Annotated in this window: 26 protein-coding genes; 14 read left to right on the top strand and 12 right to left on the bottom strand. The window is 41.8% G+C overall.

From position 1 onward, the window contains the following. Nucleotides 1–4 precede the first annotated feature (4 nt). Both BIZ38_RS04685 and BIZ38_RS04680 read left to right on the top strand, forming a co-directional pair. Nucleotides 5–1,066, top strand: coding sequence for an HlyD family secretion protein (locus BIZ38_RS04685; protein ID WP_187489698.1), 1,062 nt, complete (start codon nt 5–7; stop codon nt 1,064–1,066). 13 nt (nt 1,067–1,079) lie between these two features. After that, nucleotides 1,080–2,114 carry a DUF2955 domain-containing protein gene (locus BIZ38_RS04680; RefSeq protein WP_138599757.1) on the top strand — a complete coding sequence of 345 codons (1,035 nt, stop codon included), beginning with the start codon at nt 1,080–1,082 and terminating at the stop codon, nt 2,112–2,114. 15 nt (nt 2,115–2,129) lie between these two features. Here the strand turns inward: BIZ38_RS04680 and BIZ38_RS04675 are convergent, their stop codons facing one another. Continuing rightward, a complete protein-coding gene (locus tag BIZ38_RS04675) occupies nt 2,130–2,450 on the bottom strand; it encodes a hypothetical protein (protein ID WP_138617196.1) in 321 nt (106 codons plus the stop codon). Nucleotides 2,451–2,585: 135 nt separating this feature from the next. Continuing rightward, complete coding sequence (gene arfB, locus BIZ38_RS04670; protein ID WP_138617194.1) at nt 2,586–2,999, bottom strand: alternative ribosome rescue aminoacyl-tRNA hydrolase ArfB; 414 nt, start codon at nt 2,997–2,999, stop codon at nt 2,586–2,588. 112 nt (nt 3,000–3,111) lie between these two features. On the opposite strand from arfB, the gene BIZ38_RS04665 reads away from it, so the two are divergent. After that, the gene (locus BIZ38_RS04665; protein WP_166338191.1) at nt 3,112–3,669 is read left to right on the top strand and encodes a short-chain dehydrogenase; all 558 of its coding nucleotides are present in this window, start codon (nt 3,112–3,114) and stop codon (nt 3,667–3,669) included. 45 nt (nt 3,670–3,714) lie between these two features. On the opposite strand, the gene BIZ38_RS04660 is transcribed toward BIZ38_RS04665, so the two are convergent. From BIZ38_RS04660 to BIZ38_RS04645, 4 genes are read right to left on the bottom strand one after another with little or no spacing between them, the layout of a single operon-like run. Beyond that, on the bottom strand, nt 3,715–4,449 hold the full coding sequence (locus BIZ38_RS04660) for a phytanoyl-CoA dioxygenase family protein (protein WP_187489697.1): 735 nt from the start codon (nt 4,447–4,449) through the stop codon (nt 3,715–3,717). Nucleotides 4,450–4,452: 3 nt separating this feature from the next. Next, the gene (locus tag BIZ38_RS04655) at nt 4,453–5,034 is read right to left on the bottom strand and encodes a uracil-DNA glycosylase family protein (protein WP_187489696.1); all 582 of its coding nucleotides are present in this window, start codon (nt 5,032–5,034) and stop codon (nt 4,453–4,455) included. 19 nt (nt 5,035–5,053) lie between these two features. Then, the gene (locus BIZ38_RS04650) at nt 5,054–5,416 is read right to left on the bottom strand and encodes a VOC family protein (RefSeq protein ID WP_054553363.1); all 363 of its coding nucleotides are present in this window, start codon (nt 5,414–5,416) and stop codon (nt 5,054–5,056) included. Nucleotides 5,417–5,425: 9 nt separating this feature from the next. Beyond that, entirely contained in the window at nt 5,426–6,118 is a 693-nt protein-coding gene (locus BIZ38_RS04645) for an aspartate/glutamate racemase family protein (protein ID WP_187489695.1), read from the bottom strand. 200 nt (nt 6,119–6,318) lie between these two features. Between BIZ38_RS04645 and BIZ38_RS04640 the strand changes: the two genes are divergently transcribed. From BIZ38_RS04640 to BIZ38_RS04630, 3 genes are read left to right on the top strand one after another with little or no spacing between them, the layout of a single operon-like run. Then, nucleotides 6,319–6,663 carry a hypothetical protein gene (locus BIZ38_RS04640; RefSeq protein ID WP_206004023.1) on the top strand — a complete coding sequence of 115 codons (345 nt, stop codon included), beginning with the start codon at nt 6,319–6,321 and terminating at the stop codon, nt 6,661–6,663. Beyond that, nucleotides 6,660–8,261: a PepSY-associated TM helix domain-containing protein gene (locus BIZ38_RS04635; RefSeq protein ID WP_187489694.1), complete on the top strand. Its 1,602-nt coding sequence runs from the start codon at nt 6,660–6,662 to the stop codon at nt 8,259–8,261. Before BIZ38_RS04640 ends, BIZ38_RS04635 begins: the two co-directional genes overlap by 4 nt. Beyond that, nucleotides 8,258–8,593 (top strand): DUF3325 domain-containing protein, encoded by a 336-nt coding sequence (locus BIZ38_RS04630; protein WP_054553366.1) that lies wholly within the window; start codon nt 8,258–8,260, stop codon nt 8,591–8,593. The genes BIZ38_RS04635 and BIZ38_RS04630 overlap by 4 nt, the downstream gene beginning before the upstream one ends. A 212-nt stretch (nt 8,594–8,805) precedes the next feature. Here BIZ38_RS04630 and BIZ38_RS04625 read toward each other — a convergent pair whose 3' ends face one another. Beyond that, entirely contained in the window at nt 8,806–9,339 is a 534-nt protein-coding gene (locus tag BIZ38_RS04625; protein WP_054553367.1) for a lipocalin family protein, read from the bottom strand. Between the two features lie 104 nt (nt 9,340–9,443). On the opposite strand from BIZ38_RS04625, the gene BIZ38_RS04620 reads away from it, so the two are divergent. The 4 genes from BIZ38_RS04620 (at nt 9,444) to ggt (ending at nt 13,199) form a co-directional block, all read left to right on the top strand. After that, a complete protein-coding gene (locus BIZ38_RS04620) occupies nt 9,444–9,893 on the top strand; it encodes a YaiI/YqxD family protein (RefSeq protein ID WP_138599750.1) in 450 nt (149 codons plus the stop codon). After that, nucleotides 9,890–10,432 (top strand): DUF6942 family protein, encoded by a 543-nt coding sequence (locus BIZ38_RS04615; protein WP_166338201.1) that lies wholly within the window; start codon nt 9,890–9,892, stop codon nt 10,430–10,432. Before BIZ38_RS04620 ends, BIZ38_RS04615 begins: the two co-directional genes overlap by 4 nt. A gap of 119 nt (nt 10,433–10,551) precedes the next feature. Beyond that, nucleotides 10,552–11,364 carry a substrate-binding periplasmic protein gene (locus BIZ38_RS04610; protein ID WP_187489693.1) on the top strand — a complete coding sequence of 271 codons (813 nt, stop codon included), beginning with the start codon at nt 10,552–10,554 and terminating at the stop codon, nt 11,362–11,364. Between the two features lie 137 nt (nt 11,365–11,501). Next, nucleotides 11,502–13,199: a gamma-glutamyltransferase gene (gene ggt, locus BIZ38_RS04605; protein ID WP_187489692.1), complete on the top strand. Its 1,698-nt coding sequence runs from the start codon at nt 11,502–11,504 to the stop codon at nt 13,197–13,199. 9 nt (nt 13,200–13,208) lie between these two features. On the opposite strand, the gene BIZ38_RS04600 is transcribed toward ggt, so the two are convergent. The 5 genes from BIZ38_RS04600 to BIZ38_RS04580 form a co-directional block, all read right to left on the bottom strand. Further along, nucleotides 13,209–13,871: a class I SAM-dependent methyltransferase gene (locus BIZ38_RS04600; RefSeq protein ID WP_138617169.1), complete on the bottom strand. Its 663-nt coding sequence runs from the start codon at nt 13,869–13,871 to the stop codon at nt 13,209–13,211. Between the two features lie 9 nt (nt 13,872–13,880). Continuing rightward, complete coding sequence (locus BIZ38_RS04595; RefSeq protein ID WP_187489691.1) at nt 13,881–17,534, bottom strand: SbcC/MukB-like Walker B domain-containing protein; 3,654 nt, start codon at nt 17,532–17,534, stop codon at nt 13,881–13,883. Continuing rightward, a complete protein-coding gene (locus BIZ38_RS04590) occupies nt 17,531–18,763 on the bottom strand; it encodes an exonuclease SbcCD subunit D C-terminal domain-containing protein (protein ID WP_187489690.1) in 1,233 nt (410 codons plus the stop codon). The genes BIZ38_RS04595 and BIZ38_RS04590 overlap by 4 nt, the downstream gene beginning before the upstream one ends. Nucleotides 18,764–18,832: 69 nt before the next feature. Continuing rightward, entirely contained in the window at nt 18,833–19,069 is a 237-nt protein-coding gene (locus tag BIZ38_RS04585) for a hypothetical protein (protein WP_054553375.1), read from the bottom strand. Between the two features lie 137 nt (nt 19,070–19,206). Further along, nucleotides 19,207–19,440: a hypothetical protein gene (locus BIZ38_RS04580; RefSeq protein ID WP_187489689.1), complete on the bottom strand. Its 234-nt coding sequence runs from the start codon at nt 19,438–19,440 to the stop codon at nt 19,207–19,209. Between the two features lie 267 nt (nt 19,441–19,707). On the opposite strand from BIZ38_RS04580, the gene BIZ38_RS04575 reads away from it, so the two are divergent. The 4 genes from BIZ38_RS04575 (at nt 19,708) to BIZ38_RS04560 (ending at nt 24,249) form a co-directional block, all read left to right on the top strand. Further along, on the top strand, nt 19,708–22,146 hold the full coding sequence (locus tag BIZ38_RS04575) for a M1 family metallopeptidase (protein WP_187489688.1): 2,439 nt from the start codon (nt 19,708–19,710) through the stop codon (nt 22,144–22,146). Next, nucleotides 22,146–22,649, top strand: coding sequence for a DUF6702 family protein (locus tag BIZ38_RS04570; RefSeq protein WP_187489687.1), 504 nt, complete (start codon nt 22,146–22,148; stop codon nt 22,647–22,649). Before BIZ38_RS04575 ends, BIZ38_RS04570 begins: the two co-directional genes overlap by 1 nt. 124 nt (nt 22,650–22,773) lie before the next feature. Next, entirely contained in the window at nt 22,774–23,391 is a 618-nt protein-coding gene (locus BIZ38_RS04565) for an HAD family hydrolase (RefSeq protein ID WP_054553379.1), read from the top strand. A gap of 132 nt (nt 23,392–23,523) precedes the next feature. Beyond that, the gene (locus BIZ38_RS04560) at nt 23,524–24,249 is read left to right on the top strand and encodes a YebC/PmpR family DNA-binding transcriptional regulator (protein ID WP_054553380.1); all 726 of its coding nucleotides are present in this window, start codon (nt 23,524–23,526) and stop codon (nt 24,247–24,249) included. Nucleotides 24,250–24,372: the final 123 nt, after the last annotated feature.

The raw sequence follows: 24,372 nt of genomic DNA, 5'->3' as shown, positions 1-24,372 counted from the left end.
CGTTATGACACCAGATCAAAAGTTTGCCCGTTACGTAAAAATCTCTTTAGCGGGTTTTATTGTTTTATTTTTATATTTTGTGATTGCCGATTTGTATATGCCTGTTACACCGCAGGCCCGTGTGTATCATCCGGTTGTGCAAGTGACCCCGCAGGTAAGTGGTCGCGTGACTGACGTACTTGTCACCAATAATCAAGCCGTCGAAAAACAGCAAGCCTTGTTTAAGATTAATGACGAGCCTTTTGAGCTTGCCGTGCAACAAGCTGAACTTGCATATGATGATGCAAAACTACAAAACCAACGTTTAGATAGCAGTGTGAAGGCAATAGAAGCACAGCTTGCAGCTGCTCAAGCTAAGCTGCATGAACAAACATTACTGTTCGAACGTGGTGAGTCGTTATTGAAAAAGCGCTCTATTTCAGAGCAAGAGTACGAAACTATCAATGCAAACTATCAATCAAGCAAAGCCAATGTTGCTGCAATTGAAGCCCAGCTTAGCGAGGCTAAATTAGCGCGTGGTAAAATGGGAGATGATAATTTAGCGCTTCGTCATGCTCAAAACCAGCTTGAACAAGCGAAACTAAACCTGTCGTACACCACAGTGACAGCCGATACCGACGGTAAAACAGCAAACTTACAAGTAACACCAGGTACCTATGCTAATAAGGGCCAGCCGTTAATGGCGATTGTTGCTAATAAAGCTGATTTAGTGGCTGATTTTCGTGAAAAGTCTTTAGTTCACGTACAAGTTGGTAGTACTGCAAAAGTCAGCTTTGATGCGCTACCGGGCAAAGTGTTTACTGGCAAAATTATTAGTTTTGAAGCGGGTGTCAGTGATGGTCAGCTTAACGCGAACGGTTTACTCAGTGCTACTGAAAGCAGCAACCGTTGGGTACGAGATGCACAGCGTCAACGTATCCATATTCAACTAGATGAACACCAGATGTTGGCTAAATTTCCAAGTGGTGCGCGTGCAACTGTGCAACTTCTGCCTGACTCTAGCATCGGTAGCTGGTTTGCAAGCATGCAAATTCGCTTCATTAGTGTTCTGCACTTCATTTACTAAGGCTGGGTGAGTTATGTCAGTATTGCAACTCGATGGTAACGGCTTACGCCAAGCGCTACGCATTGCTACGGGCTCAGCACTAGGGTTTACACTGGCAAAATTGATGAACTGGCCTAATGGCATCTTTTTTACTGTTTACCCTATGCTATTGCTCGGTTTAGTGCCTGTGCTTAACATGCATATTATTCGTCAGTTTTATGCAGGCGCGGTGTTCAGTGCGCTGTTCGTATTGGTTGTACAAGGTTTGTTTTCACACCTGCCTGTTGTTATGACAATGATGTGCTTTATCGCATTTGCTTTTTTGTTTTATCAAATGAGCCGTGGTGCTAACTTTTTATTTGGTGCCACAACAGTGGTAAGCTTGTCGATTCAATTGCACTTTTCGACCTACACTGGCAGTGGAGTGAGTATTTATCCGTTGATCATTAGTAACGCTGTTGCCGTTGTGGTCACAGTGGTGTTCTCGATGCTAATGCATGGTTTATTTCCTGATGTAGCACCACGCCAAGGTCGGGTAATGCCAGAAAAAGCAAAAGAAAGTGTGCGCCACGAAGTATTACTGTGCTCAACTGTAGCTACCTTGTCATTCGTTGTATTTCAGGTCTTCGATTTACAAGATTCAATTTCAGCTCAAGCGGCCTCGGTACTGATATTGTTTTCGTTGTGCTGGAAAGCAGCGGGTATGGCCGCGTGGCAACGTGCGATAGGCACCTTAATTGGTTGTAACTTAGCGTTAGTGGCACAGTTATTTTTGTATAACCATACCGATATTTTAATATTTCCTGCGTTAATTCTGTGGATTTTGACCTTTATCTTTAGTCGTTATCACATAATTGGTGGCGGTATTCCGGGTGTTGGTTTTGGTATTATTACCACATTTGGTATTTTGTTTGGCCAGTCATTAGGGCCGGGGCAAGATCTGGTTTACAGCGCGCTGTATCGTTTTTCGTCGGTATCTGTGGCAATACTATTGAGCTTGTGTGCGGTGTATATAATGCATCACATCTTAAATCGCTTTGAAATGACAAGGCATCACACGTTTGAGTAAAGATTAAAAAGGGAGTTAATCAGAACTCCCTTTTTTATTGTTATTTGATTCGAAAATGGTCGGTAAAGACTTTAATAAATCATCTTGTTTTTTTACGACACTCTGTACGCAGGTTTTTGAGGCGACATCTGCAACCCAAGCGCCCCATTGTGAACTACCTGGTTCTTCACCTGGAGTTGCCCACCATCTGGCTTTATAAAGAATTTCGTTGTAACAGGTTTCACTACCTTGCGGATACGCGTTACCGGCTTGCCATGAATCTACAGCAAAACTCGACATAGGCAAAGCTGACAGCGTTATCATTGCTGCAGCAACAATGCGTGATTTCTGGCCCATACGCGGCTCCTTCATTAATGGTGAGATTGTATGACTATTATAGACGCGGCAGGATTAACCATCAATTAACTTTGTTAACAAGTTACACTTCTTTACAGTTCTGCTTATTTTTGACACGATCTTCTGATGTGAAAGTTAGAATTTTACATTTTTTCTTAATACTTTTGTTTGTCCTCTTTTCGTTTTAGAGTCCATGCGTTTTCTCTGAGAGCTTTTGCTTGGTTTTGTCGCTCTTCGCGCCTTTTGTACTTGAGTGGCATTAAGAATTAATTCTTTCAAACGATTAAGCGCATCCTCTTTGTTCATCTCTTGCGTGCGATGACTTTGCGACTTAATAACAATAACGCCCTCTTTGGTAATTCGAGAATCATTCAAATTAAGTAAACGTTGTTTGTAAAAGTCAGGTAACTTTGAGCGTTTAATATCAAAGCGAAGGTGAATAGCTGTGGCCACTTTGTTGACATTCTGCCCGCCCGCGCCTTGCGAGCGGATCGCACTAAAGTCGAGTTCCCATTCATCAATTGTGACGGTATTAGAAATAATTAACATCAGGTTCAGTTAGCTATGGTAAAAAAGGTATTGTAACATTTGTAATTGGCTAAACATAATAGCTCGACTATTTGCGCCGGTTGCTAACCATTTTGAAAGAAAGGAGATCACGATGAAAGCACTACTTATTTCTATGAGTCTACTTGCGATGAGTTTTTCTAGCTTCGCAGAAGATATTTCTGAAAATCAGCTACAGCGTTACATTAAAGCCCTTCCTGCAGTTGTTAATTGGTCACAAAACCAACCTGAGCTGGATAGTTTGAATCTAGGTAGTATGTTAGGTAGTTCTGATGGTGTTGACAGTTCGTCTGTAATGAATGCATTAGGCCACATTAAAGAACACGAGCTTTACACTGAGTTTGCAGCCCTTACCAAACAATATGGTTTCACACCTGAGCAGTTAGTTACTGTTGGTTCAGAGGTATCAATGGCGTATTTAGAAAACCTTAAAGCGGGTATGTCTGAAGAGAATAAGCAACGTGTAAACCAAGCAATGAGTGGTTTACAAAGCCTTACAGCATCATCATCTGATGCGGGTACTCGCTCAATGGCTGGTGCTTTAGAAGGTATTAAAGCAAGTACTGCAACAGCAGATGTTAGCGAAAGTAACGTTAACTTAGTTAAGCAGTATATGCCGCAGTTAAAAGAATTGTTCGCAATGTTGCAGTAACTGCAAAACGAAAAGAAAGCGGCTAGGTAGCCGCTTTTTTTATGCTTACTCGAATACCACAGCGTTTTTTAGATGCAGCTTTTGTTCTGCAGTTGGTAAAAATCCAGTTTGTACAAACTCGCTAAGGCTTGGATGACGTTCAAAGTATAAAATATCAAGGGCGAAACGATTCATGCCGTACAAGCCCCGATGGATCATGTTTGCCGAAAATATGAGTAAGTCACCTTTTTTGAGTGCCACACTTTTACCACGAACGAGTGAGTCACTATTTCGAGCACCCTGCTGTTCTAATCTAACTGTTAACTCTTCATCTGAATCCCAGTTTTTATGGCTACCCGGTATTAGTTCTATTCCTGGTTCATCTTCAAAAGCAACGCGGCAATGTAGTACTTCAGGGCCGTTAAGAGCTACTTTTTGCGCATCAAGCTCTAAGTGATACTGCATATCTCGATGCCAATAGTTAGCTTGTTTGGGATTGTATGGGTTAAAGAATAGTTGAGTATTCATAAACTGAGGACCAGCAACAATACCTTTAACCTGTTTCAATAGTGTGTTGGCGCTGACAAACTTAAAAAGAGTAAACTTTTCCTCAGCACTTAAACATGCAGCGCCAGTCAAACCTGAGCTATTAATACCTCTAGATTGATAAAAAGATTGGTTTTCTTGCAACCAGTGTTGATGAAATTTATCGATAATTGGCCTTACTTTACTAAGCTCACTCTCTGTGTAAAGCCCCTTTACATGGTAGTAGCCGTTTTCAGCAAAAAAGTTATTTTTCATTTTCTACCTTGCTAAAATTGCACGCATTTTACTATTAAGCTCAGGCAATACTTGTTGCTCAAACCACGGATTTTTCTTTAGCCAGATATTATTGCGAGGGCTTGGGTGAGGAAGTGGCAAGTAATTTGGCCAATATTCACGCCACGATTTTACTAACTCAGTTAAGGGCAGCTGCTTAGTGTGGGGTAAATGATATGCCTGCGCGTATTTACCTAAGATAATGGTGAGCTCAATATTATTTAGTTGCGCTAAGAGCTTTTCACGCCATGCAGTCGCGCACTCTTTTCTTGGCGGTAAATCACCTGATTTTCCTTTGCCCGGGTAACAAAAGCCCATCGGCAAGATAGCAAAATTGTGGTCATCGTAAAACTCATCACTCGTAACACCAAGCCAAGAGCGAAGCCTTTGCCCGCTTGCATCATTAAAAGGTTTGCCACTTTCATGCACTTTAATCCCCGGCGCTTGACCGGCAATTAAAATACGAGCCTGTGGATTAAACTGAATAACGGGCCGCGCTCCGAGTGGTAAATGAGGTTCGCAGATCACGCATTTACTAACTTGTTCTAATAATGATTGAGTACTCATGAGTTAGTAAAAATATGATCTATGCTTGTTTTGACCAAACTGCTAACTCGTTACCACTTGGCTCTGTGAAGTGAAACCGACAGCCTCCAGGAAAATCAAACAAGGGCTTAATAATTGTTCCACCATGTTTTTCTACCTGCGCTTGCGTCTCTTTAATATTATTTGAATAAAGCACCAGTAGCGCGCCGCCATTATTGGTTAAGCTAGCTAATGGGGCTTGATAAAACCCGCCATCAAGCCCCGCAGATTCAGCGCTAAAGGCCGTGTATTCAGGGCCATAGTCGGTAAATTGCCATTTAAAAACCTGATGAAAAAATGCTTTTGTTGCGGCTAAATCTTTAGCAGCAAATTCAACATAATTTAGGCTATGGTGGTTCGACATGGTGAGCTCCTAATTTAAACTATTCTCAAGCGCCATAGCGCAATGAAGAGCAGTACTATCAAGTAGTGGAATTGATGTATCAGATTGTTGTACTAATAAGGCTATTTCGGTGCAACCAAGAATAATGGCTTCAGCACCTTGCTGAGTTAGATTATCAATAATGGTTAAATACTCGGCTTTAGATTCTTCCTTGATAACGCCTTTACATAGTTCATCATAAATCACACGATGCACTGTTTCACGCCCCTGTGCATCAGGAATTAACACGTCTATGGCGAATTTATCTGCTAGGAGTTGCTTGTAAAAGTCTTGTTCCATAGTGAATTGGGTGCCCAACAAAGCCACTTTTTTAAAGCTATGCTGGATCAGGTTTTCTCCAACTGCATCTGCAATGTGTAATAAAGGAATTGTAACAGCAGCTTGTACTTGCTCAGCTAGTTTATGCATCGTGTTGGTACAAATTAATAAATAATCCGCGCCCGCGGCTTCAACTTGCTTAGCGGCCTTAATGAGTATCTCGGCCATCTGTGGCCAATCTTGTTGCTGTTGTAGTGCTGCTATGTGGGCAAAATCGAGGCTAACGAGCACTATCTTGGCACTATGCAACCCCCCAAGTTTGTTTTTAATGCCTTGATTTAAAAGCTGGTAGTAACTTTGTGTAGACTCCCAACTCATGCCACCGATTAAGCCTATTGTTTTCATTGCAGCTCCCTTTTATTTACTTAACACCATATGATATTGCACAGAACAAAGCTAGCAGATCATTATTTTACTAACAGATCGACTTAGTTGGTTCAGTTTCACTATTTAATACGTGCATGCAAATGATAACTACTATCTTTTCTGTTTGTCGGCGATATAATACGGGGTTTTCTTCTCGTGTTATTTTTTAAGGGATTATCATGCATTCTCAATCATTAGATGCAGTGACTACCAATCGCCCTAAAAATACAGCTAAAAAGCGCTCTGTGAGCCTATCTTATCGTGTTGCTGTGTTTTTGCGTTTCGTTGCAGCCATCATTGGTGGTTACGCCTTTACCAGTGTGCTTATTTCATTACTAGCTGTGTTATTACCACTTAATAAACTCGACAGCGTGCTGTTAACCACGACTCTATCGGTATTTTTTTACTGTTGTGTGTTTATTTGGGTGTTTGCAGTTAAGTCTTTAAAGACTGTTTGGATCACTATTTTACTAACAACTGGTGGGCAATTGCTGGCCCTTTCATTGATTAAGGATTGGTTATGAAAGAGAGCTTTTTCCGCTCAATGACTTGGCTTCATACCTGGGTTGGCTTGCTGGTATGCTGGTTACTGTTCTTAATCTTTTTTGCTGGCACCATCAGCTTTTTTAAAGATGAAATCACTATTTGGGCTAAACCTGAAACACACAATGTTCAGCATCAAGCACTACGGGTTCAGTCTCAAGCCGAGCAAATTAATTATGTGTTTGCGCAATTACAGCAACAGGCACCTAATTCATTATCTTGGCGGATAAACTTACCTGAGCCACGTAACCCTGTTTTAAGCTATGGGTTTGCTGAGCCTAAACAGCCAGGCCAGCGCCGAGCACCTTTCAACTACTCACATTTAGACCCTAATACCTTAGAGCAATTACCCGAACCTCGGGAAACTAAGGGGGGTAACTTTTTCTATCGCTTACACTTTGATTTACATTACATAGATGTATTTACTGCACGGATAATTGTTTGTTTAGCCTCATTATTTATGTTGGTAGCGCTTATAACAGGCATCGTGATCCACAAACGTATTTTTAAAGATATGTTTAGCTTTAGAGCAAACAAAGGCAGCCGAAGCTGGCTCGATGCACACAATGTTTCGTCAGTGCTGGCATTACCATTTCATATCATGATCACCTACACGGGTATTATTACACTGATTTTTATGCTGTTCCCCTACCCTGCCGAAACCGTTTATGAAAATGGCGTACGGCAGATGTTTAATGAGGCGCAACCAGTTAATAAGCGTGCAAAACCAAGTGAAGAGCAGCGCCCAATGGTGGCAATTAAAGATGTATTAGATCAGATTTATACTAAGTCGCCGAATGCTGATATTAGCTACGTGTTTGTAAGAAATGCGAATACTGCTTCCTCGCAAATCGTGGTTTATTTGGCAACCGGCAAAGAGGTTGTTGATAACGGGCCGCGCTATTTATTCAATGGTGCTACCGGTGAACTTGAAGCAAGCTCAGGCGAAGATTGGAGCGCTTCGGCGCAGTTTTATGACTCAATGACGGCATTGCATAGCGGTCGTTTAGCCGAGCCGTTGCTGCGTTGGTTGTATTTTTTCTGTGGCGTAGCTGGCTGTGCCATGATCGCTACAGGCTGCATTATGTGGGCAAAACGCTTACGCGAGAGGCTCAAAGTAGAGCAAAAACCAAGCTTTGGTTTAAAGCTTGTTGAAAGTCTTAATTTAATAACTTTAATGGGCTTACCGCTAGCAACTTCAGCGTTCTTCATTGCTAATCGTTTATTGCCTTTAGAGTTAGCTGGGCGTGCCGATAAAGAAATACTCGTGTTTTTCTTAACTTGGCTTGCGGTGGCGCTTTCGGCTGTGAGCAGTATAGAAAAACGCCACTGGCGCTATAATGCATGGCTCAATGCAATAGCTTGCTTTCTCGTGCCCGTGGTAAATGCACTGACAACAGATGGTAATTGGATCACGTATTTACTAACTAATCAATGGGCCTTATTCGGTGTTGATAGTGCGTTTATTTGTGCTGGCGTATTGTTTTTACTACAAAGCAAAAAAATAGCTAGTCACAAAGCTGTTATTAACAAGGCAAAACCAAGTAAAAATAGGGTGTTAAAGGAGCAACAAGGATGATGGAGTTACTGCAATTTAGTCTCTGCTTTTTAGGGTTTAATTGTTTTGCGCTTGCAAAATTCAATCATTTCCGTGATGTATTTAAAAAGAAATTAACCGAAAAACAACGAAATAGCTTTTTAGCCAGTGGCTGGATCAGTATTTTACTAAGTTTGGTACTTTGTGTGCTGTCTGATGCTGGGTACGGCGCATTGCTGTTTTGCGGCTATATGGCTTTAAGTGTGCTTATGCTCATGATTTTATACAGTTTTACTGTTTCATGGGTGAAGCATGTCAGTGTATTTACTATGTCTATTTTACTGTTGAGTGGCTTTTCGGTGATGATTTTGTAGTTTAGTTAGTAAAAAACTGATCTGATAGCAATTTGCAATAATGCTTAATTGATCAAATTTGTTTAAAAAAATGGGTAGGCAATGCCTACCCTAGCAGGGGATTAAATTGGGGGATCACATGTTGCTTCAATTTAACGACGCTAAGTTTGCCTAGCATCCATTACAGTTGTGTTGCACATTCGTGATAGTTTAAAGACAGTTGTAAAGCCCCTTTACAAGCTATTATGGTCAACATAGATAAGTTCATCTGTTTTAAAGCCATATTCTTTTGCAGTGTTTATAAAGTCCTGCATTTGCTGTTTTGTCACGGTCGGTGTGCGCGACAAAAACCATAAATACTCTTTGTTATAACCTGTGATATAAGCGTATTGATAATTTTGCTTATCTAATTCAAACACCACGTAAGAGCTGTAAAATGGTCCAAAGAATGAGACTTCTAAGTGGCCTATGTTTTGTTCCTCTGCAAACTTCGCTTTACCTTCAGCTTGCTGCCATTCTTTATCTTCAGCGCTGTAACCCTTGTTGATAACCTTCACACTGCCATCTGGGTTAATTGAGTATTCGGCGGTAATGCCCTCAAGGCCGCGTTCAAATGAATGATCTAAACGTGCAATTTCGTACCATGTTCCTGTGTATCTGTTTAACTCAAAATTATCGACGGGTTTGATGTTGTCTGGCACGCCTGTACATGCAGATAAAATGACTGTGATACATAAAACCCCGATTAATTTTAATGATGTTTGCACGTTTTTACTCCCTTTAAAAATTAAACAAATTAATACGTTAATAGCACTAATTTAGTTCAATTACGGTAAACTATTAATGTCTAAAATTAAAGATTGAGAACAGCATGAAGATTTGGGTTGATGCAGACGCCTGCCCCGTCGTTATTAAAGAAATATTGTTTCGTGCCGCAGAGCGCACACAGACCTTTACCACATTAGTGGCGAACCATGCGATGCGAGTACCACCCTCAAAGTTTATTAGCCGTTTGCAGGTATCTTCGGGTTTTGATATTGCCGACAACGAAATCGTTAAACGTATTGAGCCGAATGATTTGGTGATCACCGGTGATATTCCCTTGGCTGCAGAAGTCATCGAAAAAGGCGCACAAGCGCTTAATCCGCGCGGTGAATTATATACGACCGAAAATATTCGCTCACGTTTAAACGTTCGTGATTTTATGGAAACAATGCGCTCAAGTGGTGTTGAAATGGCCGGTGGCCCACCGCCGTTAAGCCAAGCAGACCGCCAAAACTTTGCAAATAATCTTGATCGAATCCTAGCTAAACAGTTATGAGTGTCGTTAATAGTGCGCCACTGCAGGGTTTTGGTGATGATGCGTTTAAAGTCGCTGTTTATATAGAAAAGCGCCCGCCGATGCCTGCTTGGCAACAGCTTAAGCATTTGCATGCAATACAACCCGGACAAATAAACGAAATAAACCAAGCATGTGGCAATGGTTGGCGCAAAGTTTTTAATGTGTATGGCAAAGTACTTTTTGCACTACCAAGTGAATATTATGATTTTGCAAAAAGAGCACCTGATTGGCAGAGCTTTCGCGATGAGCAACTACTGCAAGCACATAGCCAAACTGCATTACTGTTTAGCCCACCGATATTAGGCAAACCAGAGCAATTACATATAATTGCAGGGCGAACCCATGCTAAGCAGCTTATAAATGACGGGCTTTTGCATTGCCAATTAATATGGCTTGATGATGAATTTGCTATTAGTAAATCAGATAAAGTGATTGTTTGCCCCTATTTTGATTACCGCCAGTTGAGCAACATTAAAATTGCACGACTTAGCCAGCTAGTTGCAGATATTTTTTCTTAGTTTCTGGTTTTTTGCGTTATTGAGTTAGCAAACTAAGCTTTAAATACTGTAGAGCTTAATAGGAGTTTAGATGAAAACTCTGATCGAATTGTTAAAGTGTGAAAAATGGAGCTAAACCGATGTTTAAGCATTTACCAATAGTGAGTTTGTTTACAGCTAGCTCTGTTATGGCGAGTGCTGAACAATTGACTTTATATACTGAAGTGTTCCCACCCTATAATTTTGTGGAGCACAATCAGCTCACTGGTATTAACACCAAAATCATGGAATCTTTGTGCGAAAGAGCCAAGTTGAGCTGTACGTTTAGTGTATTGCCTTGGAAGCGCGCAATGTCACTAACCCTTGCCCAACCGAATGCAGGAATTTACTCTACTTCACGTACCGCAAAGCGAGAAACTCAATTTTACTGGGTTGGCCCTTTGGTATCTGGGCATTCATGTTTCTATCGTTTAAATGACCGAAACGACATTAAAGTAACGAGTACACAGTCGTTGCAAAACTACACCATTGGCGTATCTCGTGGTGATGTATATCAAACCGTTCTTGCTGATTTTAACCTTACTGAAGGCCAGCAATTTTTAACTTACTCAAAAAAGTTCGAAGAACTTAAAATGTTTAAGCAAGGCAAGCATGATTTACTGATTGGCTCCTCTCTCACTCTGTCAACACAATTGATGAATGTAGGTATGAGCACAGACCAAGTCACACCGGTATTTGAGTTAAAGCACCCTGCTTTAGTGGGTAATTATTTAGCACTTAACAAAAACACATCGCCGGAGGTAGTTACTAAGCTGCAACACGCCCTCGATACCATGAAGCAAGAAAACCTGATTGACCCTTTTGTTGATCAGTTTGTCGAAGAGGATAGGCACTCTCACGGCGAAGCATCGACAGTTGCACAGCAGTGCTTAAATGGCTCTGCCATTTATTAAATTGGAGTGATTTTAGGTAAGTTAGCCGCTATTTTTCTTATTTTTGAAGTCAATCGCGATTTTTCGCGCTCGAACGCAAAGCCATTGCCTGATCTTAAATTGCTTTTTATAGTGACAAATAAAAAGGGCAAAAAATTATGAAACCAACTCCACTCTTCAAAAGCTTAGTGCTAGCAGTATGCTTAGGCACAGCAGGTGCTGCTCAAGCTTACGATCGCATCACTGGCCATAACTTTGCTAGTCGTTCTGAAGTCATCGCACAATCAGGGATGGTTGCAACATCGCAGCCGTTAGCCACGCAAGTGGGCTTACAGGTATTAAAAGACGGTGGTAATGCCATTGATGCAGCTATTGCGGCAAATGCAGTGCTAGGTCTGGTTGAACCGACCGGGTGTGGAATTGGTGGCGATTTATTTGCCATTGTTTGGGATAACAAAAGCAAGCAACTTTACGGTTTAAATGCCTCTGGTCGTTCACCACAAAGCTTGTCTTTTGAAACTTTAAAAGCACAAGGTGACTACATTCCTGCTTATGGGCCATTGCCTGTCTCGGTACCTGGTGCTGTAGATGGTTGGTTTGAGTTACATAAAAAGTTTGGCAAAACACCAATGAAAGCCTTACTGCAGCCTGCTATCGACTACGCTGAAAATGGCTTCCCTGTGTCTGAACTGATTGCCTATTACATGCAAAAAAGTGTGGCTGCGCGTGGTAAATACCCAGGCTTTAAAGATGTATATATGCCTGATGGGGCAATGCCAGAAAAAGGAGAGATCTTTAAGAACCCTGCCCTTGCAAACACCTATCGTAAAATTGCCAAAGGCGGCCGCGATGCCTTTTACAAAGGCGATATTGCTAAAGAAATTGGTCGCTACATGAAAGAAAACGGCGGCTACTTATCGTATGACGATTTAGCTGCCCACCATAGTGAATGGGTTAAGCCTGTGAGCGCCGATTATAGAGGGTATACGCTTTGGGAATTGCCACCAAATGGCCAAGGAATTGCCGCACAGCAAATTCTGAATATTCTTGAAGGTTACGATATCAAAGCTATGGGCTTTGATAGCCCTGAATACGTACACACCTTTGTTGAAGCGAAAAAACTCGCGTTTGCAGATCGTGCAAAGTATTACGCCGATCCAGCATTTAACACCATTCCCGTACAAACACTTATTTCGCAGCAATATGCTGACCAAAGACGCAAACTGATAGACCCTAATAAAGCTGCAAAACGTGACCACGCAGGCCCAGTAGAAGGCGATACCATTTATATGACGACCGCCGACAAAGACGGCAACATGGTTTCGCTTATTCAAAGTAATTACCGTGGCATGGGCTCAGGTATGACACCTGCAAAATTAGGCTTTGTATTGCAAAACCGTGGCGAAATGTTCGCCCTTAAAAAAGGCCACATGAACCAATATGAGCCAGGCAAACGACCATTTCATACAATCATTCCAGCGTTTGTCACCAAAGATGGCAAGCCATATATGAGTTATGGCGTAATGGGCGGCGCAACACAGCCACAAATGCATGCTCAAATACTTATCAACATGATTGATTTTGGCATGAACCTACAAGAAGCCGGTGATGCACCACGTATTCTGCACACAGGTTCATCGCAGCCAACAGGTGAGATCATGGAAGACGGCGGTTTTGTTAGCTTAGAGTCAGGTTTTTCGATGGAAACCCGCCGTGAGTTAATGAAAAAAGGCCACACCTTACAAGACGCGGTTGGCCCATACGGTGGTTATCAAGCAATATTGAAAGACCCAAAAACCGGCGTTTATTACGGCGCATCTGAAACCCGTAAAGACGGACAAGCCGCGGGGTATTAGGCTTAGGAGCTAACTCCCAACCACATACCCAGCAAAACCAAGCACTTTAAAATACTGTTTTGGGGTGCTGAAGCGGGTTTCATTCATTAACTCTGAAAAACGAATTCGGTCTAATGGGTAAAACTCGTGCTCTAGGTTGTGGCGCATGCGTTCTACGCCGACTTCGGTTAAACCTAACTGCGTACACAGCTGTAGTTGAGATTCGCGCTCAAAAGCGGTTTCTGGGCGCATTAAATCGGCAATGTATAAGTTGCTCGATTTTTTAAGTTTGCTGTGAATCGCTTTTAATAGCGCTTTTTTATCGCCGTTATCTTCAACAAAGTGCATTACCAGTAAACACAGTGCGGCGTCACATTGAGTGTCGATGTCGTTGATATCACCGCAGTGTACTGTTACGCGATCGCTAATGTTATGCTGGCCAAACTGTTGCTCGGCAATATCGAGCATGTCTTGCGAAATGTCTTGAGCAATAAATTGCCAGCTTGGTTTTAGCGCCGCTAATTCAATGATTTCTTTACCTGTTCCGGCACCAATCACTAAAATGCACGCTTCATCGCTCAGCGTGGCTGCTAATTGGGCTGCGGTTGCTTGATGTAATAGCTCATAACCTGGAACTAGGCGCAAAATGCGTTCGTCGTAATGATTTGCTTCTTCGTGGTTAAAAGTTGGCATGCTAATCCTTTAAATAACTGAGATGGTCGAATAACCACCTGGTTTTTTCGCCACATGCACTTGCGTGGCAACGCGTTCGGTCATTTCTGATACGTGAGAAATAACCCCTACTTTGCGGCCTTGTGCTTGTAGTGAATCAAGAGCATCCATCGCGATGCTTAACGTTTCACTGTCCAACGTACCAAACCCTTCATCGATAAACAAAGAGTTTATTTGCACTTTATTCGACGATAACGAAGCAAGCCCTAGGGCCAGTGCTAACGACACTAAAAATGATTCACCGCCCGATAATGTATTAACAGAGCGCTGCTCATCGGCCATGTCTTTATCGATAATTGCTATATCGAGCGTTTGCCCTATGGCTGTTAATTTGTAGCGTTTATTTAGTGTCTGTAAGTGACTATTCGCGTAGTGCAGCAGTATTTTTAAGGTTTGCGTTTGCGCTAAATTACGCATGGTTTTGCCGCTGGCATCCCCCAAGACCTTATTGAGTATATGCCAGTGCTCATAGCTTTTTTGCTGCTCAACTAATAGCTTTTGTTTATCTTCAAGCGCTTGGCTATTTTGTTGATGGGTTTTAAGCTCAGTCGCAACTTGTAATAGTGCATTATTCGCTTGTACATGTTGCTCTGTGGCTTGATTAAGCTGTAATTGTAGCTCATCTTCACCGAGCGCTGGCTTTTCTTTTTGATGCTGAGCCAGCGCCTGCTGTCGCTGTTTTAAAAGCGCCTCTGCGTCTTTTAAGCTGCTCTCGGCGGTGTGGTAATCTGCCAGAGTTTGTTTAATTTCAGCGGGACTTATCGTTAATAGCTGACTAACTGCTTGCTCATCCAAACTTGGGTGCTGCGCTTTAAAATCGTTAAACCAAAGGCTAAATCGCTCATTAAGCGCCGCTTGCTCTGCGGTGAGCTCTTTTTCACGCTCGTCAATATTGGCGATTTGAATGGCTTGTTCGTCACGCGCCTTCACCGCATTACTATGGTTTGTCTGGGCAAGTTGCAGTGCCTGCTGCGCTGAATCTATCGCCTTTTCAAGCTCTGCTATAAACTCATCTACCGATATCGCCGCGTTACTAAATAAGCCCTCGCGCTTTGATTTTATCTGCGTTAATTCGTTTTCAGTTTGGCTTAGTTGCTCGTTGCACTGAGTTAAGGAGGTATGTGCTTCGTTTAGCTGCGGCGTTACATGTGCAAGGTGCTGCTCAATGGCTTTTAAGTTCGTTTTAAGCTCATCCGCCGTTTGCAGCGAAGCTTGATAAGCCTCAACATGCTCTGCAATGACCTCTAAAGAAACGCTTTGTGTATTGAGTGCCTGCCACCAAGGTGCACTGGTGAACTGTTGATTCAGGGTCGTATAAAGCTGCTGATGCTCATCATTGAGCTCATTTAAACGAGTTTGCAGATTATTTAGCTGTTGCTGTAATTCGTTTAACTGCTGCTCTTTGCCATGTAGCGCTTGCCCTTGCTGATTATACTCAGCTTGCTTAGCCGCAAGCGTGTTTTGCAGCTGTTGTTGCTGTTCAAGAGTTTTGTAGTATTGCTGTTTTTGCAAGCTGAGCTGTTGTTGACGCTCGTTTAACTGATCTTCGGTTAAATCATTTAGCTCAGTACGATTAGCCGCCATGGTTTCTTTGAGGTTCTGTTGTTGAGCGCTCAGTTCCGAGATTTGCCCGCTTAACGAGCTTATCTGTTGGCTGCATGCCGCCAGCTCATTACTTTTAGCTTGCTGTAATGCTTGCTGAGCTTTTAAGTGCTGTTTGGCGTTAGTTAGTTGGTTGGTAAAGTCGTTAATAAGTTGACTAAATTGCTCGTTAACCATTTCTTCATGCATAAAAGGGTGCTCTTTTGAGCCACATACTGCACACGGTTCCCCTGCCTTTAAAGTGGCGCGTAACTGGCTAACCCCTTCACTGGCTCTTAACTGCACTTGCTGTAAGTTTTGCTCACAAAACGAAACCTGCTGCTGTGCTTGCTCTGCCCCTTGCTGCGCATCTTTTAATGCTGTTTGTAGTTGCTGCTCCGTTTGGCTTAAAGTGTTTAGCTGGGTTTGCCAATTTTTTAACTGCTGATGATTAGTTTGCCATACTTGGCGCTTTTCAATCAGGTGTTTAATCGCATCAAGCCTAGCGTCGATATCTGCCATTGATTGGGTGTTTAAACTCGATTTAAAGGCGGTATCTTGCTCATTTAGGCGCTTAATTTCTTGCTCAAGGGCTTGATATTGAGTTTTACACTGCTGCGCAGCTGCTTGCTGCTCATCAATTTTAGGTTGAAGAGCTTTTACGTTTTGCTGTGATTGGCTAATTGTGTGCAGTTGCTGGCTAAAGCGGCTTAACTCACTTTTAAAGAATGACCAGTCTTTTGCTAATGGTTGCCATTGTGCATGTGTTTCTAAATAGCTATTTATTTGCGCTTGTTGATCGAGCTGTTTTTGCTGCTCTGCTTTATGGCTGTTTAGTGTATTAGTCAGCTCTTGATGATGGTGCTTAGCTTTCTCTGCTTGTACTTTTTGCGCCGCTGCTTGCTGGTTTAATACAGCAAGTTGCTTATCTAACTCTCGGGCCTGGCTAATAATAGGCTGCGCGTCTTTTTGTGCTTGCTTTGCTTGGTTTAGTTGCGCGGTTTGCTTTTCAAGCGTTTGTTCAGCGTCTTTGAGCAGTGTTTTATGATCAACGTTTAAAAGCTGCTCACTGTTTTTAATAAGTTGCCCATGTTGAGCAGTAATCGAAGTGACGCGTTCACGGTTATCTTTTATTTCTAAGCATTGCTGAGCTTGTTTCGCTTCAGTGGCTTTTTCAGCAAGCGCGTGCATTTGCTGCTGTAACTCTTGCTTTGCTTGCTCTGCCTGGTTTAGCTGTTGTTGCTGCTGAGATGCTTGCTTGTACCACCCTTGGTACTGTTCAAATTGTTTTATTTGCTTTTGCAACTCAGCAAGTTTAGCTTCAAGCGCTTTTTGTTCTGCTTGTTTCGTTTCGACCTGTTCAGGGCTTAAAACCTGATAATTACTTAAACTTAACTTTAACTGCTCTAATGCTTGCAGCTGCTCACGATGGCGTTCAAAAATTCGCTGACCAATACGGCTAAATTTATCGGTGCCTGTTAAGCATTCAAGTAGTTGCGCACGCTCATCCCCGGTTGCTTTTAAAAATGCCGCAAATTCATGTTGCGCAAGAAGGACTGCTCTTGAGAATTGCTCAAAGCTCAAACCAATAATACGCTCGATTTCTTTACCTGCCGCGCTTCGATCGGCGATTAGGGTTTCATCAGGTAAAGAGTGCAGGCTATGTTGTGCAGGTTGTAACTTGCCATCGGCTTTATTACGCGCTCGGCTAAAGCTTAACCTTGCTCGGTACTGTTGTTTATCTTGGCCAATAAAGTCGACTTCGGCATAGCCCTGCCCTGCCCCGCGGCGTAATAAGTTTCGCGAGTCATTGAGTTTGATATTGTCGCCGTTAAAGTCAATTTTATTGCCTGTATCGCCGCGTAACCTTGCTGTTTTGTTATAAAGTGCTAAGCAAATGGCATCGAGTAATGTGCTTTTACCGGCGCCGGTATCACCGGTGATGGCAAACAACCCTGCTTCTTTTAAAGGCGAAGCGCTAAAGTCGACTTCGGCGTCTAAGATAGAGGCTAGTTGGTGAACACGAATCGCTAAAATTTTCATAGTAGGTCCTCTGCATTCAATTCATCGATCACTTGGCTTAGTAAGCTTTCTAATTCTTTTGGCACCGCCTGCCCTGCCATATCTTTATTGTTTGCAAATGCTTGCTCTAAAAGTGAATGTGGATTTAGCGCTTCAATTTGCGAGACATCTTCAAATAGGGTTTGTTCATCGTCTTGCTGGCTGCTTTGTTGTCGCACCCTTTCAATACCACAAAACTTAACCTGCTTACCTTCAAGGGCTTGTTCTATTTGCTCTCTGAAAGTGGTGTCAGTGTCATGGGCACTCAATTTAACCCGCAGATAGGGCGCTAAATCTTCATCCGTTAAATCGAGCTGTTTTATAAGTTCACAGAGTTCGTTAAGTGGTACGCAGTCTTTTTCTGGTAGCAACATGACTTTACAAAAGCTAGGAATGTAAAGGGGGTTTACAGAAGTACCGGAGTCACTAAGCTCGACTAGCACAACTTGATGCTGATAGCGTCTTTCAGAAAATGACATCGGCATTGGCGTGCCACTGTAGCGAATGGTCTCTTTCTTCGCGACGCTTTGAGCTTTATGAAGATGCCCTAGTGCAACATAATCAGGCTGATCAGTAAATATGCTTGCCGATATCGCATCTTCACCACCAATCACTAAGTTACGTTCAGAATCCGATGAGATGTCTCCGCCTTTTGCATGCAGGTGGCCCATGGCAATTAATGGCGCGCTTGGTAATTCGCTTGCCGCTTGTAATGCATCTTTGTAAGCAAAGGCAACGGCTTGGTTGTAACTTAACGGTTGCTCTTGTTGACGGTTATAACTGCTTAAATCACTACTTCGTAAAAACGGCATAGCAACAACATTCGCATCGCCGTTTTTTGTGCTGATTGGCAGTACTACTTCATGAGGAGCATTACTATCAAAGCGGCCAACAACATAGGTATCAAACTGAGCCAATAAAGGCTTTGCCGCCATAATGCGATTTGCTGAATCGTGGTTACCAGCAATAATCACTATGTGTAAGTCAGGGCAATGCTGCTTAGTGGTTTTAATAAATTGGTAGAGTTGGTTTTCTGCGCTGGCAGGAGGTGTTGCCGTATGATAAATGTCACCCGCAACCAGTAGTAAGTCAATCTTCTCTGACACAAGCGTATCGGTTAACCAAGCTAGAAATGCTTGATGCTCATCGAATCGGGAATGCTCGTAGAATTGTTGGCCTAAATGCCAATCAGATGTATGAAGGACTTTCATTAAACGCTCTTATTATTTATTAAGAGCGTCAATATACCTAAGCTGAGCCAAGATGCCCAGCCTGGTTTGTTAACTTAAGCTATACCAAGCAAAAACCACCATTGGCAAAGCTAACAATGCCATTATCATAGGTACTTTAAGCGCTTTAGTTTGCTTAGCTTGTAAAATCTTAAGGGCATTTGTTTCATTACATGCCGCTACTTTGTCGATATAAAAATACCCTGAATCTAGGTACTGTTTACAATTTTGTTCGTCCGCTGGAATTGCAATTAGTTCTTGTTGTTTTTTTAGGATATAGAAATCCATACGCTCACCGAATTCTATGCTGATTACCAAACATTTTGGGGTTAAAATGCATGCTGCGTAGACCCCAAAATCAAAAAAGTGGGCGATTTTAAATATAAATGGCAGTAAATTTCAATAGTAAATGCTACAAAAATTACTTAATTGCAAAAAATAATTATGGATAGGGTCAAAATAACCAAAGAAGATGACCAAATTAGCCATTTGTTAGCTCTTTTAATCTCTGGTTTTGTTCGTGATAGGGCGTCTGATTCATCACATGCATTGATGACCTCAACAAACTTAAAACCACGATCTTGGTACTCGTTTAAGATTGATTCTTGCGCAGGAATGGCTGCTAAACGAGAGTCTTTTTTTACAATATAAAACTTCATCTAATCACCCTTTCATCATTAACTAGAATTTAAGTCGATTACCTTCTCTTTAACTGTAATGCTTTGGAATGAATTAGTGCTGAATTAAAATTAATCAGTTTTTGTAAACCCCCTTTACAAGATATTAATTAAAAAAAGCAACAATTAATCTTGATTAGTAATAACCGATGAATACTACCGGAAAAATACCGCAATTTATCGTGATAATGTTGCAACTTTGTTTTTAGTTTGCGATGTTACGGTTGCAAACTAATTACAGGATAAATAATGAAAAAAGCAGTTCTCAAATTGAGTGCTTTGGTATTGCCTTTAGCAGTATCTTCAGCTGTTATGGCGTCATCTGTTGAGCAAACTAAAGGCTCATTCGTTGACAAGTTCCGTCAGCTAGATGAAGCACTTCCAACTCCAAACGTATACCGTAGTGCGGCCGGTGAGCCTGCTGAAAATTACTGGCAACAGCAAGTAAACTACGACATCGATGTAAAGCTAGATGAAAAGAAACGTCGCTTAACAGCAAACCAAACTATCGAATACAAAAATAACTCGCCGCACACCTTAAAGTATCTTTGGTTACAGCTAGACCAAAATATCTTTAAATCTGACTCAATTGCTGAAATGACATCTACTTTCAATGGTAAAACATTGCAAGGTGATCCTCAGCCAAAATCAACTAAATTGAGCTTAGGTCAGTTACGTCGTCAGCAATTTATGGCCGACAACGAGCTGGGTTATCAAATCGCCAATGTTAAAGACGAAGACGGAAAAGAGCTTAAAGTTACTGTAGTAGATACCTTAATGCGTATCGACTTAAACGAGCCGCTTAAACCGGGAAAAGACGTTGAGTTCAGCATGGACTTCGCCTTTAACATTGTTGAAGAAGACGCCGTTGGTGCACGTTCAGGTTATGAACACTTTGAAGAAGATGGTAACGATATCTTCTTATTAGCGCAATGGTTCCCTCGTCTTGCTGCATACACTGATTATGAAGCGTGGACTAACAAAGCTTTCTTAGGCAGCGGTGAGTTCACACTTGAGTTTGGTGATTACGATGTAGAAATTACAGTACCTGCTGACCATATCGTATCGGCAACGGGTCAACTTGATAACCCAAGCAGCGTTCTGACTAGCACACAGCGTAAGCGTCTTGAACAAGCTGAAGATGCTAAGCGCCCTGTTTTCATCGTGACTGAAGAAGAAGCGTTAGAAAACGAAAAAGAAGGCACAAACAAAACGAAAACATGGCATTTTAAAGCTGAAAATGTACGTGACTTTGCGTGGGCTTCTTCACGTAAGTTTATGTGGGATGCAAAAGGCTATCATCAAGGCGGTAAAGATCAGCCGTTAGTAATGGCGATGTCTTTTTACCCTAAAGAAGGTGGTGACCTTTGGAAGAAGTATTCTACTGAGTCAGTAGTTCATACAATGGAAGTGTATTCACGCTTCTCGTTTGACTACCCTTACCCAGTTGCTCAATCTGTAAATGGCCCTGTAGGCGGTATGGAATACCCTATGATCACCTTCAATGGCCCGCGTACAGATCTACAAGAAGATGGAACTCGTACCTACTCGCAAGCAGAAAAACGCTTCTTGATCGGTGTGGTTATCCATGAAATTGGCCACATTTACTTTCCTATGATCGTCAATTCTGATGAACGTCAATGGACGTGGATGGATGAAGGCCTTAACAGCTTCTTAGATGGTGTTGCTGGTCGCGAATGGGACCACACTATTCCTTGGGGGGTTGAGCCTCGCGACATCGTTGAGTACATGAAGTCTGAAAACCAAGTGCCTGTTATGACACAGTCAGACAGCGTATTACGTTTAGGCCCTAATGCTTATACTAAGCCTGCTGCTGCACTTAACATTTTACGTGAAGTGATCCTTGGCCGTGAGCTATTCGACTTTGCATTCAAAGAATATGCACAGCGTTGGAAATACAAGCGCCCTACTCCTGCTGATTTCTTCCGCACTATGGAAGAAGCGTCAGGTGTTGACCTTGATTGGTTCTGGCGTGGTTGGTTCTACACCACAGATCACGTTGATATCTCGCTAGACAAGGTTTACCAACTTCGTTTAGATACCAAAAATCCTGATATCGACTTTAATCGTTTACGTGATATCGAAGCTGACAAGCCAATGCCGTTATTCGTAAAACGTAATAAAGAAGAAGGTAAAAAACTGTGGGTTGAAGAAAACCCAGATGTAACTGACTTCTACGACGAAAACGACCGTTTCACAGTAACTAACAAAGAGCGTAACGCGTATAACAAATTCCTTAAAGGATTAGAGCCTTGGGAGCGTAAAACGTTTGAGCGTGCAATCAAAGAAGATAAAAACTACTACGTACTTGAGTTCTCAAACTTAGGTGGTTTAGTCATGCCTATCTTATTAGAGCTTACTTATGAAGATGGTACGAAAGAAGAGCAGTACATTCCGGCTGAAATCTGGCGTCGTAACCACAAGCATGTACAAAAGCTAATTGTTACAGAAAAAGGTAAAAACCTAGTGTCTGTTACAGTGGACCCTCGCTGGGAAACAGCGGATGTTGATGTAGAAAACAATAACTACCCGCGTCGTATTATTCCATCACGTATTGAAGTGTACAAACGTGAGAAGAGTAAAGCGAAAGTCAGCCGCGATATCATGCAAGATATTAAAACTGAGCTGAAAGAAGACGACGAAAATGATGCCCAGGAGCAACAATAATGCGCTTTATAGCCATTATTTTTGCTTTATTACTGAGTGCGCCAACCATGGCGCACCAGTTAAAAGCGTCTGTGACTACCGTGTTATTTAACAAACGCACCAACAATATTGAGCTGATGCATCGTTTTTATTTACATGATACAGAGCACGCCGTTGAATATTTGTTTGACGGCAATGCTGATATTTTATCAAATAAAGAAGATCAGAAGCGTTTTGCTGATTATGTTGAGTCACATATTGCTCTACAAACTTTAGATGGCAAGCCGCTTGAGCTTAAAGATGTGGGTGCGCAAGTTGATGGTAAATTCTTTTGGGTTTATCAAGAAGTCATGATCCCTGAGGGAATTAATGGTATTCGAATGAGCAACGGAGCACTTCGCGACCTATGGCCAACACAAGTGAATATGGTAAATATTGAGGGTAAAGGTAAGGTAAAAACGCTGACCTTTAGCCAAGATGATACTTGGCTTGAAGCTAGATTTGAACCGGTCAATCCAGAGTAATAGCAGTCCTAAAGGATTAAAAAAGTTACTTTTTTAATCCTTTGATCCTTTAATAAACCCATTTCGTAAACTATCTTATTAATGGGCATCAACATTTTCCCACTTCTCATATACAGGGATTTATATGACTATCCATGACAACAATATCCGTGGCGTAATTTTTGACTTAGATGGTACTTTGGTTTCATCGGAGTTGGATTTTTCACTGATCAAAGCACAGGTAGGCTGTCCGCTTGATAATGACTTACTTGCTTACATTGCTTCGTTACCTTCGCCTTACATGCGTGAAGAAGCGATGAATATTGTTCATCAGCATGAACTTATTGATGCGCAGCATGCGCATTTATTGCCAGGCGTTGCTGAGGCAATTACGAGGCTGAAAGAAAATAACATCCCGATGGCGATTGTGACTCGCAACTACGACCGTGCAGCTGCCATTAAATTAAAGAATAATCCCTTACCAATAGAAACCGTGCTGACTCGCTCTGATGCGCCTGCTAAGCCTGATCCAAGTGCTTTAAATGCGATTGCGACATTATGGGAGCTTGATCAGTCTGAGTTACTTTATGTCGGCGATTATTTATTTGATATACAAGCAGCTCACAATGCCAACATGCGTGCTTGCTTGTACGCGCCAGATGAAATTCCTGAATATGCGAATCAGGCCGATTATGTAATGCATCATTTTTCAGAATTGCCTACTTTGGTTGACTCTTTTCAAGAAAATAAAGTGTTATGTTAAATAGCTTTGTTTTTTATTTTTCCTGAGATTTATTGTTAGTTTTTTATTTTTCAAAATGCCCTAGTACTAGCCCAAGCGGTCATGAGTTGCTAAAATATCGGCAATTATCAAATGTATTCATAGAGGCATAAGATGGGCAGAGCATTTGAAGTCCGCAAAAACGCCATGGCTAAAACAGCCAATGCAAAAACTAAAGTAAATTCTAAGTACGGTAAAGAAATCTACGTTGTTGCTAAAAATGGCGAACCAGATCCAGAAGTAAACCAAGCGCTAAAACGTATTATTGAGCGTGCAAAAAAAGACCAAGTTCCAGCACACGTAATCGATAATGCAATCAAAAAAGCAGCCGGTGGAGCAGGGGAAGACTACTCTCCAGCACGTTACGAAGGCTATGGCCCGGGTAACTGTATGGTTATTGTGGACTGTTTAACTGATAACCCTAACCGTACTATTAAAGATGTACGTTTACCGTTCACTAAAACAGATTCAAAAATTGGTACACCGGGCTGTGTAGCGCATATGTTCGACCACTTAGCTGTTTTAGGCTTTGAAGGCGATGACGACGAAGTTGTACTTGAAGCACTAATGATGGCTGATGTAGACGTAACAGATGTAGAAGTAGAAGACGGCAAAGTATCTGTATTCGCTCCACATACTGAGTACTACAAAGCAAAAACAGCTCTTGAAGAAGCATTTGAAGGTATCAACTTTGAAGTAGACGAAATCACGTTTGTTCCACAAGTTCATACTGACATCACTGATCCAGATGATATCGCAAACTTTGAAAAGTTTATTTCTATGCTTGATGACTGTGATGACGTGCAAAACGTTTATCACAATGCGATTGTTAAAAACTAATTTTTAAAAAATTAGTACGTATTAGTACGTATTAGTACGTAAAAAGGGGCATTTGGTAACAAATGCCCCTTTTTTAATAGATTTTCATTATGCCATGAATGGTGGCTATTCACTGTCGTTATG

This window comes from Pseudoalteromonas sp. BZK2 (assembly GCF_014349195.1).
Lineage (GTDB): Bacteria > Pseudomonadota > Gammaproteobacteria > Enterobacterales > Alteromonadaceae > Pseudoalteromonas > Pseudoalteromonas simplex.
The sequence above is the reverse complement of the archived record's forward strand: the minus strand, read 5'-3'. Positions and strand labels throughout refer to the sequence as shown.